The organism is Psychromonas arctica, assembly GCF_038155225.1.
In the GTDB taxonomy this organism is placed as follows: domain Bacteria; phylum Pseudomonadota; class Gammaproteobacteria; order Enterobacterales; family Psychromonadaceae; genus Psychromonas; species Psychromonas arctica_B.
This window is the reverse complement of sequence record NZ_JBAKBA010000001.1, coordinates 44,656-60,916: the sequence shown is the minus strand read 5'-3', so window position 1 is coordinate 60,916 and position 16,261 is coordinate 44,656. Positions and strand designations below refer to the sequence as shown.

Here is a 16,261-nt window from a genome sequence, read left to right as displayed (position 1 = left end):
TATGTCAAAAGAACCTAGTATCGATCTTATTTTTACTTTTCTTGAAGAAGCTAAAACTGCATTTGTAGCGTTAGATGCATCATTAAATCTAATCTACGCGAACCCTGCAAGTGAGCAGTTGTTGTCACAAAGTAAACAACGTTTATATGGTCAAAACTTGCACGCCCTTGCAGAACAATTTCACTTCTCACCTGAGTCGATTAAAAACTTACTACTGGAAGAATCATCTTTTACAGAAAATGAAGTTACTTTATTTATTGACGGTCACCCATTATTAATTGATTTAAGTGCCAGTTATATAGATAACAAATCGACACAATATATCATTATTGAAATGCGTTGTATCGAACAACAAAAACGCATCAGTCAAGTTCATTATCAAGAGCACCAACAAAAAGCGGCACAAGAATTAGTACGCGGATTAGCCCATGAAATTAAAAACCCATTAGGTGGATTACGTGGTGCCGCTCAGTTATTAGAAGCAGAATTACCTGATCCAGAATTAAAAGAATTTACACAAATCATCATTGAGCAAGCCGACAGATTAAGCGCATTAGTAAATCGTTTGTTAGGGCCTCAAAAACTAGGTGAAAAACGCATTCATAATATTCATTCAGTATTAGAAAGCGTCCGTAAATTAGTCAACTTAGATTTACCTGATAATGTAAAAATTCATATTGATTATGATCCAAGTATTCCAGATTTTGAAATGGAATCAGATCAATTACAGCAAGCATTTTTAAATATTGTTCAAAATGCAGTACAAGCATTACAAAGTCAGCCAGAACAGCACTCAATCACAATACGTACTCGTACTGCAAATCAAATAACAATTAATGGACTACCGCAACGCTTGGCAACCGAAATTAAAATTATAGATACCGGACCAGGCATACCAATGCATATTAGAAATACATTATTTTATCCAATGGTAACGGGGCGAAAAGATGGTACTGGTTTAGGGCTATCAATCGCACAAGAATTGATTAAACAACATCATGGACGTATTGAGTTCAACAGTTGTAAAGGCCACACAGAGTTTTCGGTTTATTTACCAATTTAATTTTTAATGTATGCATAATAATAAAAAAAATAAGGAATTATAATGGCCGCTTGGATTGTAGATGATGACCACGCCATTCGTTGGGTATTAGAACGCACGTTAAAAGCAGAGAATATCGAATATGCAAGTTTTCCTGATGCAGAATGCTTATGGCAACAGTTATTAATTGAGCAACCTGAAATTATCATTTCAGATGTGCGCATGCCTGGTATTGATGGTTTAGAGTTAATGCAAAAAATCCATCAACGTTATCCATTAATTCCTATCATCATAATGACAGCGCACTCCGATTTAGATAGCGCAGTTAATGCTTATCAAAGTGGTGCATTTGAATATTTACCAAAACCCTTTGATATTCACGAAGCAACAGATTTAATTAAACGTGCCATCAGCCATAGTAAAGAATTAAAACAACAAAAAAAACCAATTCAACAACCTATCGCAACGCCAGAAATTATTGGTGAAGCGCCCGCTATGCAAGAAGTATTCAGAGTCATTGGTCGTCTATCACGCTCAAGTATGAGCGTATTAATTAACGGTCAATCAGGTACAGGTAAAGAATTAGTTGCTCAAGCACTGCATAAACATAGCCCACGTAAAAACGAAACATTTATCGCGCTAAACATGGCTGCAATTCCTAAAGAATTGATAGAAGCAGAATTATTTGGTCATGAAAAAGGTGCTTTTACAGGTGCTGCCGCAAATCGACAAGGTCGATTTGAACAAGCTGATGGCGGAACACTTTTTTTAGATGAAATCGGTGATATGCCATTAGACGTACAAACGCGTTTATTACGTGTATTAGCAGACGGTCAATTCTATCGAGTAGGTGGTCATCAAGCGATCAAAGTTGATGTACGCATTATTGCAGCGACTCATCAAAATTTAGAAAAGAAAGTACTCAGTGGTGATTTCCGTGAGGATTTATTCCATCGTTTAAATGTCATTCGCTTACAGTTACCTGCATTAAAAGAGCGTCGTGAAGATATACCATTACTAGCAAATCACTTTTTACACAGCATTGCTAATGAGTTAACCGTTGAAAGTAAGGTACTGACTAAAGCAACGATCAATTACCTTAGTGATTTACCATGGCCAGGTAACGTTCGACAATTAGAAAATATTTGCCGTTGGTTAACCGTCATGTCTAGTGGTCAAGAAGTTCATATCAGCGACTTACCACCTGAATTAGGCGAACAAGAAACACCACAGCAAGAAGGTGAGCCAGTAATATGGCAAGAAAGTTTAAAAAAATGGGCTGATGCACAACTCAAGAATGGCGAGAGCAATATTCTAGGTCAGTTATTACCTGAGTTTGAAAAAATAATGCTACAAAGTGCCTTAAAGCATACTCAAGGTAAAAAGCATGAAGCTGCTAAACTACTCGGTTGGGGAAGAAACACCCTGACTCGTAAGCTAAAAGAACTTAATTTATCTGATTAAATAACAAAACTAAAAAGAATAAAACTATCCCATTCTAAAATAGGTTGATAGGACTTTAATTAAACCCTCTATGTGTATTTTAGCTTAATCTATCAACACACAATAAGGCTAAGAAAACATGGATATCACACAACATCATAATAAACGCCACTGGTTAAATAAAAAAAAACAGCATAGTGAACGCTTGTTAAGTAGCATTGATAGTGCAAATAAAAGATCAAAAAAGGCATTTACGGAGGAACGTATTCAACGTGTCGCGCCACTGATGTTAAGCGATTATTGGGATTTATTTACTGATGCAGTGATGTTAGATTGGCCCAAAAAACACTGTATGTGGCTGCTTTATCAGGCGACTGATTTTGGCCGTATGCATTTTCGGATGCATTTAAGCCCTAATAGATTAACGCCGGTGGAATTAGCTAGTGAGCTTGTTATATTAACGCCAACTCCCGTAGGAAAACACCACTACAGCTCTGATCATACATGGCTTGATGCGGCAATAGCGGCCACCTTATGTAAAGAGTCGTTTATTGTAGATGAATTACAGGCCTATCCCATCGATTTTTTAGATGAAGCGGCAGGAGTCCATCGCAACTTTGAGGTTCATAAAGCCTTTTTTCATTTTTATAAGCTATTTTATTCAAATACACATGACAAACAACAACAAACAGACGCATTAAGAGCTGTCATGCGATATGCAGAGCACGGTAAAATTGAGCAACTCACCAGTATAGAAGCAGAAGTTAGTTTTCATTTTTTAGAGTATTCAGTTGTCAGTGTAATGGCCAGTATGTGGAAACTACAGCGCAGTAGCCTAAGTGATGCAACCACAGAAGCCATTAAAGCATCCTATGAATATTATGCAGATTTATTACCACGAGAACCTGGAGAGCCAGTAGGTAAAGATTCAATGGGGCTTTATCGTGGGTCAGCCATGTTATTGAGGCGGTTATTAGGCGTATTAGCCCTTCACTACCAAACAACAGGAGAAGTACCAGAGTTTGAATCTGATTATATTCCAACTTGGTTAATTAAAGGCGAAATACCTAGTCGTCAGGAGGTGTTATTTGACAGCCCACCCGAATTTACCTTAGCGGGAATAGGGTTGTAAATAAGATGAACCATTCACTAAGCCAGTCACATTACTGGCTTTTGTATAACAATCATTTTTTATACACTGAACGATAAAAAAGTAATATCTCCCCTTTTTCTGAGTTAATCCCTATCAGACCTGTGCATACACAGGTTTGTCCCCCAACCACCGTTCCACTAAAGGACTGATGTATTCTGGGTGTGTTTGTATCAAGGTATGTGCCAGTTGTTGTACTTGCGGTATCAATGCTTGGTCTCTTAATAAGTCTGCAATTTTCATATCTGCTATTCCAGTTTGCTTAGTCCCTAATACTTCACCAGGCCCACGAATCGCCAAATCTTGTTCTGCAATATAAAAACCATCATTACTTTCACGTAATACATTTAACCGTTTTAACGCCGTTTTTGACAATGGATATTTGTATAATAAAACACAATGACTTGCCACTTTTCCACGCCCTACTCGTCCGCGTAATTGATGTAGCTGTGCTAACCCTAAACGCTCTGGGTTCTCGATGATCATTAAGCTTGAATTGGGCACATCTACGCCCACTTCAATCACCGTTGTCGCCACTAACAAATCTAATTCACCCGCTTTAAACGCATCCATTACATATTGTTTTTCAGCGGCTTTCATTCGTCCATGCACTAAACCAATTCTTAAATCCGTTAATGCGAGTTGTAAATCATTGGCAGTATCTTCAGCAGCTTGGCACTCTAAGACTTCAGACTCTTCAATCAACGTACAAACCCAATAAGCTTGGCGTCCTTCCTCTTTACAGGCTTTATAGACGCGTTGAATAATTTCATCGCGTCTTGTATCAGCTAACGCAACGGTTTTAATCGGTGTTCTGCCCGGTGGTAACTCATCAATAACCGACACGCTTAAATCAGCATAAGCAGTCATCGCCAATGTTCGAGGGATCGGTGTCGCCGTCATAGTTAGTTGGTGTGGAACCAAACCATTACTAATGCCTTTTTCACGTAACGATAAACGCTGATGTACGCCAAAACGATGTTGCTCATCAACAATGATTAACGCTAGATTATGAAATTTAACATTATCTGAAAAGAGTGCATGCGTACCGACGACCATCTTTGATAAACCTAACGTAATATTCTCAGATTGATCACGCTTTTCTTTTACCTTCATTTTTCCAGATAACATGCCGACTCGAACACCCAAAGGTTCAAACCAATTCTGAAAGTTTAATAAATGTTGTTCTGCTAACAATTCAGTGGGTGCCATTAATGCGACTTGATACCCAGCTTCAATTGCGGTTAATGCGGCTAAAGCAGCCACTAATGTTTTACCTGAACCTACATCTCCCTGTACTAATCGCATCATCGGGATATCTTTCATTAAATCTTGTTGAATTTCTACATTAACCCTTTGTTGGGCTCCCGTTGGCGAAAAAGGTAAGTTTTTTAATAACTGTTTTGATAATTGGTCAGTTTGCTTAAGCACAGGCGAATGATGCTGTTGTGCTTGCTGACGTAATGCCAACATACTAATTTGTTGCGCTAATAACTCTTCAATAATTAAACGCTGCTGTGCTGGGTGTGAGCGATCTTCTAATTGTTCAATACTGGCAGAAGGAGGCGGACGATGAACCGTCATTAACGCATCATACAAACTAATGGGATGAGACAATAAAGCAGTGGGAATAAGCTCTTGAACTTGGTTTTGTTGCAAATGTTGTAATGCCTGGTCGGTTAACTGTCTTAAGCTGTTTTGTTTCAACCCCTCAGTACTTGGGTAAATAGGCGTTAGTGCTTCTTCAACTGATGTAGCCGCGTTTTCACCCACTAATGAATATTCAGGATGAGTAACCTCTAAACCTTGATAGCCTCGTTTAAATTCACCAAAGCATTGTATCCACTGTCCTTCTTTAAATGCATTTTTTTGTCCTGCATTAAAATGAAAAAAGTTTAATGTGGCAATACCTTCACCGTCACTGATCTTACACTTTAAAATACGACGTTTTCCAAATTGTACTTGGCAACTAACCACTTCACCTTGCACGCTTACTTGCATACCATCTTTAATATCTTTAATTGGATATAGTCGAGTACGATCTTGATAATGCAACGGTAAATGAAACAGCATATCTTCGACTGAATTTAAGCCTATTTTGCTGAGCCTTTCGGCAACTTTAGCACCAACACCTTTAAGTGCTGATAAAGGTATTTTATTTAGCTTCATTTTTTACCTTAATGACTTATCTGTTTAATCTTCTGTGCGTATACTGACAATAATTTAGACTTAATCTGTATCAACCATAGTTTATGCGTAAACTACTATCCACTAATAATGTTTTTAAGGTGAAAAGCATGCGCTTTATTTTTTTTATATTAATTGTTTTTAGCTCCACAGTATTTTCTGAAACAATAAACGATGAACCTGTAATAAATACATCTGAAGACACCAGCGCAATTGATGAACGTATAGAAGATGAAGTTAGGAGTGCACGCTATAACTTCTCAATTATACCGCATAAACCAAACTATTTATTGCCGTTTTATTTTAATGAAAAACTTCAAGAAAACGACAGTACCTCACAACGTCTAGAAGTGAAGTTTCAAATTAGCTTTAAAGTACCGCTATTTCACCAAATTGGTAGTTTACCTATCTCCGGTTATGTTGCTTATACCCAACTTTCTTATTGGCAAGCTTATAACACTGAGTATTCCTCGCCCTTTCGTGAAACAAATTATGAGCCCGAAGCTTTTTTAGTATGGGATGTAAGCCAAGAGTTAGGCTTAGGTTGGAGGTTTAAAGCGGGAACCTTTGGTTTTACACATCAATCTAATGGTAAAACTGAACCAACATCACGAAGCTGGAACCGTCTTAACGGCAGCTTGATATTTGATAATGACAACTTAGTTATCGCAGTGAACCCTTGGTACCGATTTGAAGATTCAGATGATGATAATCCTGATCTATTAGACTATTACGGTCATGGACAAATTATTACTGCTTATAAATATAATGAACATGTTTTTTCTATGACAAGTCGTAACAATATCGAAAGTAATTTTAGTCAAGGTTCAATAGAAGCATCTTGGAGCTTCCCGCTATACGGGCAAGTAAAAGGTTACGTACAGGTATTTTCAGGTTATGGCAACAGTTTGGTCGAATATAATGAATACACCAATGCAGTAGGTTTAGGCATCTCGATTGCTGACTTTTTATAAAGCCAGCATCAATTATTTTTCACTTTTTTCATGGCTAATAACGATTAAGCTATTAACAACTTGATCAATTAATAGCTGCTTTTTTTCTCGCAAAAGAGGCTGTTCACTCTTGTTTGAAATTAACCACTGAGGATGTTGGCGTGCATTTTTAAGCCACTTACTCCATTGTTTAGGTAACTCGATTTTATCTATTTTTACATCAGCTAATGACATTTTAGCCACACTCGCATGACCACGCTGTTGCAACGCAATTAATAAGCTAAGTTGGCGCATCCATAATACTTGTAGCGTTAAATCATCGGCACATAAATAACGATGCCCTTTCACTTTAGCGTGAATTTCATCGTAATAACGTTGTTTTACACCCCACAACACCCCCATCACTCCACCGGCGACTGCTGCCGCACCTAATGTCATACCTGCAGCCACTAAATCAACAGCAACACCTATCCCTGCGCCTTTCACAAAATTACTGGTCGCTTTAACACCAAACTCTTGTAAGTTATCCGATGAAAAAAGATCTAACTCCCATTGGCCTTGTTGAATAGGTAAATCATATTGGTCGATATCATGTTGTTTAAATTGGTATAGAGCTAATAGTTGATTTAGCGTTTGCTTTTCAAGTTCTCGAATGGCTGATTGTAATTGTTCACTAGCAAGGCCGATGCTCTTTTCATTATTGTCAGCTTTAAAGCGACATGCGGCAGCTTCAACTAACAAAGTAGCAATTAATTGTTGTGCAGCGCTTTCTCGTTCTTGCCATTGTTGTTTACGCTGTGTAATTAACGCGTCAAGTTGTTGCTCTCTATGCGCTAATAACGTCTGCATTTTTTGATAGATCTTTAATTCGTCTGAAAACCTAAATACAACACTATCAAAGCTAACAAAAGCATGAAGATTTAAACGCGCTAACTGCGTTTGCCAAGCACGGATATTTTCCTGACCCGCTTCGATAAAATTAAGCACGGGAATGATAGGTTTAGCCGCATAACTGAGAATTTTTAATTCATCGCGGTATTTACCTAAAATAGGCTCTCTCACATCAATGACATAAAATAGAATGTCATTACTTAATAAAGCTTTTAATACTTTTAACTCTTGGTTTAACTCCGGAAAGTCATTCTCACGTTTAATAAAGGCTAATAAACGATCGATGCCATCTTGATATTCAATAGAGGGCTCAGCATCGAGCACACTTAATAAGTTAATCGAGTCTTCTAAACCAGGCGTATCATAGATAACCAGGCTTTGATTGTTATCAACACGGATTTCAGCCCCTTCAACATGGCGTGTAGTGCCGGCTTTATCTGCAATTTGACCGAAACTAGCATCACGTAATAAAGTACGAATTAAAGATGTCTTACCCGTATTAGCATGGCCAACAACAGCGACAGATAATAATTGTTTATCCATTTTCCACCTCATTAGTTTTTATAGTGGCAAGATCATCGAAGATATAAGTAATATGCTGTTCTGTAATATTCGCTTGCGCTGCCATTTCAAGCCAGTCTTGCAAACGAGATGATAACGGCCCATTTTTTTCTATTGGTTTCTCACTTAATAAAACTAAATAAATTTGCACATTGGACTGGTAATGACACTTTTTAACTAAACTTAACCAACCACGGTCAGGTAAGCGTTTTAAATCGGCATACAATACAATATTCGATACGCTACCTGATTGTATTTGTAATAAAGCCATTTGTTGACTGTCACTATCGACAACATTAATTAAACGCGTAACAGCATATTCTGCTGCATGTATATTCGCTTGTTGAAAACGTGAATGATTTAACTCGATTGCTAGAGGATAAGCATTTTTAGGCACAAGTAAGATCGCTTCATAACCTTTACGGTTTATAGTTTGATTTGTCCCTCTCGTACTTTGATTATTATGAACCCTGTCTGGATCACTAATAAAGCTCGTATTCACAATCGGATGTAAAAGACTTTTTAATTGAACGTAATAAGGTAATGATAGATTAAGGCTAAATTGTTTTTGTTGGCTTTTAACCGCACGCTGAAAAAACAGCATAAGAATAAGACGTGGCAATAAAGCGTAAATCGTTAAGCTAAATATAAGTAAATTAGACCAGCTAACTCGGCTATCTTGTGCTAACGGTAATGGGTTAGTTAAACCAATAGTGGCATTACTTACATCACTTGCACTAGGTACATTAATTCCTAAAAGGTGTGGGACTGTCGTTAATATTTGAGTCAGTTGTACAAAAACATCTTCACTTAAAATCGTTGTCTGCCATATAAAATCAACTTGGTGTGTTGCCAGAACCAATAACAAAGATAATGTAGCGCCTAATAAATAACAGCTCCACCACAAGTGACTAATTAAAGATAATTGTGCGCGCCCTAAGTAATGGCCAAATCGATGTTCAAAGTAATACTCAAATAACGCAATATAATGAGGATGCTTATTACTTATTTTATGATGCAATTTATCAAGCAGTGTAATTAATAATAAACTTAAATTAGTTACCCAAGTGTTATTAATCGCATTTTTCTTAAAATATAAAAAAAGCCAAATAACCAAAGATACTATATTAGGCGCAATAAATAAGACGATAGCCCAAAAGAAGTTAATTTGAGCACCTGTTTCACTGACTAAAAAGGTCGAGACACTCGTTGCACCGATCATAAAGAAGAATAAGCACATGACACTACAAAATAGCTTTACTAATTTTTTAAGGTGATTAAAAACAGGTGCAGTTTGATAGCGCAATTCCGCCAGTTGAGTACGTTTGAATAATGCATCCTGAAAAGTTAACGCACTATAATCCGCATTAAAGCTATCCGATGGAGCATTTTTTTCAATGATTCGTATGCCTTCCGTCAATAAACGGTCTTGGTATAGGCTCATTAAACGCTCTCCTTCAATTATTTACGACCACGAATAGCATTCCACCAATCATCAGATGCAGCGATTTGTCCTTCGTCATCCAGTGGCGGATAAGGTAAACTTTTTTCACGACATAATTGACGATAAATAGGGTGACCGCCTTCGAATAAAATACGATGCTGCTCTTCTTCAGGTAAACGACAAACTTGATCATACATGCCTGCGAGTTCACGTTGACGCTGTGCTTCATACATAATAAGCGCTGAAGCCACTGAAACATTCAAAGACTGGCACATGCCAACCATAGGAATAATGACATCTTGATCCGCTAGAGCTAATGCTTCATCACTAATACCAAATTTCTCTTGTCCCATGATAATCGCAGTCGGCTTTGTATAATCAACTTCTCGGAAATCAATCGCTGTCGCAGAAAGATTTGTGGCAATAATTTGCATGCCTTGTTCTCGTAACACAGCTATCGCCTCTTGAGTTGTCTCATGAGAATGCAAATTAACCCACTTTTGGCTCCCTGAAGCAACGTTACGAGAAATACGTGTTGTATCCTCATCCCAAGTGGCATGTACGTTATTAATCCCCATAGCATCTGCTGTGCGAACAATGGCCGCTAAATTATGTTGCAAATGCACATGCTCCATGAAAATAGTGAGATCGGGTTGGCGACGATTTAACATGGAAGTAATTCGGGTAAAACGTTCAGGAGTCATACTCTCTCACACAGGGAAGTTATAAAAGAGGTCATTATATATAATAATTGACGGAGGCTAAAGCAGTGTCAAAAAAATGGAGCGATTTCTTATATTCTAAAAGAGGTTTAAAATACATGACCTTAAGCATTCATTTAGTAGTTAAGATCATGTGTTAATTTTTATTAATTATTAGTTAATCACTTATTATAAAGCGATGTAGTTGTTACGTGCGTATTTAGGTCTAGCAGTTTTTAATACTTCAGCTTCTGTCTCTGTCAATTTTCCGACAGGTAAACCAATCACTCTATGTGTAAGCTGCTCACGAGCATCGATAGCGATAGATAGCTTAATAATACGGCTACTACCTTTGATTTCCTGTGTTTCAAATGCCGGGGCCAATACACCCGATGCTAATAAGTTACTAACAGCTGGTTCGTTCAACGGTAAAGAAAGTACTGTTTTACGTTGAATAATGAATTCACGTAATAAGGCCTTTTCTTCAAAGTCTAATTGACGGATCATTTTATTACGGCGAATCAACAAACGTTGGCTCGCGTAGTATTCACTCAACCTTGCAAATGAATAAGAAAGCAAACGTGTTAATAAATAAGAACCTGTTAAAAGCGTAAGCACCCAAAGATAAGGAGCATAGGTATCAGGAAGGACATCTGAGTTACTGACCGAGAATAATGAACTTGGGATCACTAATAAGACTGCGCAACTAAAACACATCCACATAATAGTGATAGTAATACTTTGTTGGTCTATAAATCGGTATAAGAATGTTTTCATTGTTAGCTCCTGCCAATAATTTGTTGTACAAAGACAAGAAAGCAGGAAGTGTGCCAAAAAAAATAAGAGGCGCATTAATAGACAATAAAAAAGGAGCCGAAGCTCCTTAATTATGTAGAGATCTAAATCTAGCAGATATTAACCCGCGTCACGAACGTCCATTTCGAAAGTTAAAGTTCCGCCTTCTGGGGTTGCTAGTTCAATAGACAAGGTACCAAAAGTTTTGTCGTTTGGTGACTCTTCTTGAACAAGCGTAAACTCAATACTATAAGGTCCAATTGCAGAGCTACTACCCAATACCCATGAAGTTTGTCCAGATAATTCACCATTTTCTGTTGATACAGAAATTGTAGTTCCTGTTGGAGGTCTATTATTATAGATATCTGCAAAGTAAGCTTTCACTTTATAAGATTCAAGAATAACATCTTCACCAGTGCCTTCATCATTAGGGGCTAAATCAACTTCCCCAATATCCGCGCTATCGTGTTGTACTCGAATATATTGGTCGCTAGAAGCCATGATTAAAATTTGTTGATCATGAACATTTACTAGATCTGTTGAACAATTACCTAGCTCCTTACTTTCATCAGAACATAAAAGTCCGTTATAGATACCATTTCCATCAGTGTAATTACCACTTCCATCGATATCTCGATACTCTTCTTCATTTACAGTATGTTGACTATCTTCATTATAATCGAAGAACACTTCTCCTAGATCTGTTGTTGCAACAAAAGCATCACCATTCGCAAGATTAAACCAACCGTCGCCATCATTATCAATAAAGTTTTCTTCACCTTCTGTATAAGCAGTCATAGTGACACGCCCACCCCAAGGGCTTCCCATACCAACAATCCCATCACCATCATCATCAGTAATACAAGGGCCTGTATTATTATTTGAACTTGGAGCAAATTCGTAATAACCACATTGATTTAGACTATTAAAGCTGGTCAATGTATTACCTTCTGGTCGAGGATTTTGTGATACCCAGTTTATCGAACAACCACTACCTGATGTGATGCATGACCCTATAGTACCAGTTTCAGCATCTCGAATAGCACCACCTTCTGTATCAAAAAAGATTGTTGTACCATCAGGTACTGCATTATTGAATCGATCAGCAAGTAAAACACTAGCAGATACTGTTACCCCATCGATATTAAGAGACTCTGGGGAATGATCTTCAAGAGAAAATGAAAAACTATCTTGATCAGGTAAACCTGTCGAAATGCTTAATTGATCTGAAATACTTGAAACAACAAAGTCTTCGTTTTCTATTTCAACCTTAACACGAACAGTACCAGCGATTTTTCCCGATTTAACGACGACTGAAACTTCCCCATTATCATCTGTTGTGCCTGTTTCACTACTTAATGTAGTCCCTACTGGTGCACTCTCAAACGCAAAAGTTACATCTTGTAATGAGCTTGCAACTCCATTTATATCAACAACTTTAAATAACACTGTCGATGTTTCTTGGCGACCAGAGCCACCAGTTCCAGCGATAGCTATATCAGTAGGTGTCGCACTTATAAAACGGATACTATCCGCATCAGAACTTGCAATATTGATAGTCGTACTCATTGATAAATCATTAATATCGATAGAAGCCGTAATAGTATCTTCGCCAACACAGCCTGCAGCTTGATAAGTTGCTTGTGCCGTACCATTAGTAGTAGTCACTGTGTCGTCTAAACTTGAGGTACCAGCTATCGCACATATTGATGAAAAGCTGACATCAACTGGTGTGGTATAGGCTTCACCATCAAGCGTCAAGTTAACTGTTATTAATGTTGTTGCACTTTGTGCTAATAGCTCATCGTTCAATAGATTTGCTATCGTCATTGTAAAATTAGCCTCTACAATTTCAAAGTTTAATGTCGTACTAGTATCTACATCAAAGGCATCTGTAGTTACAGTAATTCGACCAGCGCCTACAGCATCACTAGCAGAAATAGTAAAGTATGCAATACCATCAGTGTTGGTTAATGCTGTCGATGTAGAGAATTCACCTAGAGTGCTCGATGCGGTAATTATTTGTTGGTTATCAGTAACAGTTTCTCCACCCTGAGTTAATATTACTGATACGACTCCTTCTTCAACTGCGGAGAAATTAGAGACTGTAGCACAAGAATCTGTTCCATCATTTTTAGACCAGTTGCTTGGGCAACTGTATAATAATGCGCTAAGTTTAACTTCTTCATCTTCGACTACAAGCACGTCTGACTCTATCACTTCAAAAATAACTTCGGTAGACGCATCACCACCAAAGGCATCGGTTGTAATAGTGGCAATACCAACGCCTAACACCGTATCTGCGTTAAGTTCAAAATACGCTGTACCAGTTATTTCATCAGTTAATGTACTATCAACTTCAAAGGTACCTTTGTTTGTCTCTGCATAGATAGCTTGTCGGCTACCTACAATGGCTTCATCTTCTAAATAAAGAGTTACGGATATGATACCAGTATCAGATTCAGCTATTTCAGTAGCTGTTTCACATAAGGAAATATCATCAGAATTGCTATTCCATCCACTAGGACAAGTAAATAAAGAAGCACTCAATTGAAGCTCATCAGTATTGACAGGTTCAGACACAGCTAAAAATGTCAGAGTCGAACTTAAACTCCCATCATAGGCATCTGAAGTAAAAGTTATAATACCTACACCTAGATCATCACCAGCATTCAATTTAAAATATGCAATACCAGTATTTTCATCTGTTAAAGTGCTATCAATTTCAAATGTACCTTTAGTTGTTTCGACATAAATAGCTTCTCTGCCATTCGAAACAGTTTCACCGTCTAAAGAAAATGAGACAGTAATATAACCAGGTTCTGATTCAGATATTTCAGTTGTTTCGGTACATAAAGATATATCGCTAGATTGAGCACCCAAGTCAGTTGGACATGTTAATAATGAAATACTTAATGTAACACCTTCTACATCGACTGAGTCAGTACTATCATCCGTATCGTCAGGTGACTCAGTAGAGTCTGTACTATCATCTGTACCGTCAGTTGAATCTGCAGAGTCGGTACTACCTTCATTAAAACTCAACCCTCCACCACTACCTCCGCCACACGCAAAAAGCACAGATGAAAGTAGCGCTACGCACAAAATTTGGTACCATTTCATTGGGAATTCCTTTTCGAAAATAATATTTTAGCGTAAATTCAACCTGAATTTAGCAATAGTTAAAGGGTATAAGCGAACAATATTTAAACAATTAAAAGGTGTTAATCATTTCTAATAAAATAAATGAACTTAAACGATTTATATGAATTAAACATTAACACAAAATAAATTAATACTAACTAGAATTACCTGTAATTTATACCTTATTTAATTCAAAATAAGATGTTTTAATGATTTTATTGAATATTCGATTATAAAATAAAATATCATTTTTCTTTTACTATTGAGAATAATAGATACTGTTTGTATTGCCCTATTTTTGTTATCAAATAATAGTCGATATTAGTATGGTATTATTTGCTCAGATGTATTTCATGTAAGGTCACCATAATGAATTTTAGAGATTTAGAATATTTAATTGCACTTGAAGAATTAAAACATTTTCGTAAAGCAGCCGATAAATGTTTTGTTAGTCAACCAACGTTGAGTGGGCAGATAAAAAAATTAGAAGAAGAGTTAAATGTTCAGTTAATGGAACGTTCATCTCGTAAAGTCATTTTTACTCCTGCAGGTATTGATATTGTTGCAAAAGCGAAAACTATTTTATTAGAAGCAAAATCATTAAAAGAAATAGCAAAAAGTCATAATGAACCTATGAGCGGTACTTTGCATATTGGTTTAATTCCAACAGTTGCACCTTATTTATTACCATTAATTGTTCCTGCAATGAAAGAAGCATTTCCAGATTTACAACTTTACTTACACGAGAATCAGACACAAGTCCTCATCAAACAATTAGAGGAAGGTGAATTAGACTGCCTAATATTAGCGTTACTACCGGGCATGGAACAGTTTAAAAAACTAGATTTATATGAAGAACCGCTAGAATTGGCGTTATCAGATAAACACGCATGGGCAGAACAACGTCAAATAAATTTGCAAGAGCTGAGTGGTGAGCATGTTCTAATGCTAGCAGATGGCCATTGTTTAAGAGATCAAGCGATGGGGTTCTGTTTTGCAGCAGGTGCAATTGAAGATAATAGCTTTAAAGCAACGAGTTTAGAAACGCTAAGACATATGATCAGTGCTGAAAATGGCTTAACACTGTTACCACAATTAGCCATCCCGTTAAATCGTTATCAATCAGGCGTAAAATACATTCCATTTAACGCACCGGCACCATCACGTAATATTACCTTACTAAGCCGTAATAACAGCGCACGACAAGTCTGTTTTGATCAGTTAGCGACGTTAATTAATAAAGCAGTACAAACTCGTCTAGATGAATATTAATAAACCTAACCTGAATAATAAAAGATATACCATTAAGCGAATACAGATTGATTAATTAAATTGCCATTGTCAGGTTATTAAGTACAAAAGCGAGTTATTTTTGTTCAAAAAACAAGGTAGTTAAAGGTAATTTCAATATCTAAGGAAGGTCTATTTCGTACTTTTAGTATTAAACCCAGCCATATAAACTGTTCTTTCATAGAAATCGCAGATACAAAAAAGCCGAACATAAGTTCGGCTTTTTTATTGCAACTATAAAGAAACTTACGCTTCTTCGTCCGCTACAACTGGACGGTCAACGAACTGGATGTAAGCCATAGGAGCTTTATCGCCAGTACGGAAACCACATTTAATGATACTAGTGTATCCACCAGGACGAGTCGCGTAGCGAGGACCTAGTTCATTAAACAATTTTGCTACTGTTGCATCATCACGAAGACGAGCAAACGCTAAACGACGGTTAGCAACGCTATCCACTTTAGCTAGTGTAATTAATGGCTCAATTACACGACGCAATTCTTTTGCTTTAGGCACGGTAGTTTTAATAACTTCGTGCGTAGCAATAGAGATTGCCATATTACGAAACATAGCCTGACGGTGGCTGCTGTTTCGGTTAAGTTGACGTCCACTTTGACGATGGCGCATAACCTAATCCTTATTATTCGTAAGTCGGTTTTA

The 16,261-nt window shown here is 37.2% G+C and carries 12 protein-coding genes; 5 read left to right on the top strand and 7 right to left on the bottom strand.

The window, feature by feature from the left end; genetic code table 11:
- The first annotated feature begins 1 nt into the window (after nt 1).
- The 3 genes from glnL to V6255_RS00325 all read left to right on the top strand — a co-directional run bounded on the left by glnL (nt 2) and on the right by V6255_RS00325 (nt 3,617).
- Nucleotides 2–1,063 carry a nitrogen regulation protein NR(II) gene (gene glnL / locus V6255_RS00335; protein ID WP_341626349.1) on the top strand — a complete coding sequence of 354 codons (1,062 nt, stop codon included), beginning with the start codon at nt 2–4 and terminating at the stop codon, nt 1,061–1,063.
- Nucleotides 1,064–1,105: 42 nt separating this feature from the next.
- Nucleotides 1,106–2,506: a nitrogen regulation protein NR(I) gene (glnG, locus tag V6255_RS00330; protein ID WP_341626348.1), complete on the top strand. Its 1,401-nt coding sequence runs from the start codon at nt 1,106–1,108 to the stop codon at nt 2,504–2,506.
- A 118-nt stretch (nt 2,507–2,624) separates the two neighbouring features.
- Complete coding sequence (locus V6255_RS00325; protein ID WP_341626347.1) at nt 2,625–3,617, top strand: hypothetical protein; 993 nt, start codon at nt 2,625–2,627, stop codon at nt 3,615–3,617.
- 114 nt (nt 3,618–3,731) lie between these two features.
- Here V6255_RS00325 and recG read toward each other — a convergent pair whose 3' ends face one another.
- Nucleotides 3,732–5,804, bottom strand: a complete 2,073-nt coding sequence (recG, locus tag V6255_RS00320; RefSeq protein ID WP_341626346.1) for an ATP-dependent DNA helicase RecG — start codon at nt 5,802–5,804, stop codon at nt 3,732–3,734.
- A gap of 128 nt (nt 5,805–5,932) precedes the next feature.
- Between recG and V6255_RS00315 the strand changes: the two genes are divergently transcribed.
- A complete protein-coding gene (locus V6255_RS00315) occupies nt 5,933–6,796 on the top strand; it encodes a phospholipase A (protein ID WP_341626345.1) in 864 nt (287 codons plus the stop codon).
- A 12-nt stretch (nt 6,797–6,808) separates the two neighbouring features.
- Here V6255_RS00315 and V6255_RS00310 read toward each other — a convergent pair whose 3' ends face one another.
- From V6255_RS00310 to V6255_RS00290, 5 genes are all read right to left on the bottom strand, one after another.
- A complete protein-coding gene (locus V6255_RS00310) occupies nt 6,809–8,209 on the bottom strand; it encodes a GTPase/DUF3482 domain-containing protein (RefSeq protein WP_341626344.1) in 1,401 nt (466 codons plus the stop codon).
- A complete protein-coding gene (locus tag V6255_RS00305; protein ID WP_341626343.1) occupies nt 8,202–9,671 on the bottom strand; it encodes a DUF2868 domain-containing protein in 1,470 nt (489 codons plus the stop codon). The genes V6255_RS00310 and V6255_RS00305 overlap by 8 nt, the downstream gene beginning before the upstream one ends.
- Before the next feature lie 17 nt (nt 9,672–9,688).
- Nucleotides 9,689–10,375 (bottom strand): tRNA (guanosine(18)-2'-O)-methyltransferase TrmH, encoded by a 687-nt coding sequence (trmH, locus tag V6255_RS00300; RefSeq protein ID WP_160064678.1) that lies wholly within the window; start codon nt 10,373–10,375, stop codon nt 9,689–9,691.
- Between the two features lie 186 nt (nt 10,376–10,561).
- Nucleotides 10,562–11,149 carry a superinfection exclusion B family protein gene (locus tag V6255_RS00295; protein ID WP_341626342.1) on the bottom strand — a complete coding sequence of 196 codons (588 nt, stop codon included), beginning with the start codon at nt 11,147–11,149 and terminating at the stop codon, nt 10,562–10,564.
- Nucleotides 11,150–11,287: 138 nt separating this feature from the next.
- The gene (locus V6255_RS00290; protein WP_341626341.1) at nt 11,288–14,290 is read right to left on the bottom strand and encodes a hypothetical protein; all 3,003 of its coding nucleotides are present in this window, start codon (nt 14,288–14,290) and stop codon (nt 11,288–11,290) included.
- 390 nt (nt 14,291–14,680) lie between these two features.
- On the opposite strand from V6255_RS00290, the gene oxyR reads away from it, so the two are divergent.
- Entirely contained in the window at nt 14,681–15,583 is a 903-nt protein-coding gene (gene oxyR, locus V6255_RS00285) for a DNA-binding transcriptional regulator OxyR (RefSeq protein ID WP_341626340.1), read from the top strand.
- 264 nt (nt 15,584–15,847) lie between these two features.
- Here oxyR and rplQ read toward each other — a convergent pair whose 3' ends face one another.
- A complete protein-coding gene (gene rplQ, locus V6255_RS00280) occupies nt 15,848–16,228 on the bottom strand; it encodes a 50S ribosomal protein L17 (RefSeq protein ID WP_137297931.1) in 381 nt (126 codons plus the stop codon).
- Nucleotides 16,229–16,261 lie beyond the last annotated feature (33 nt).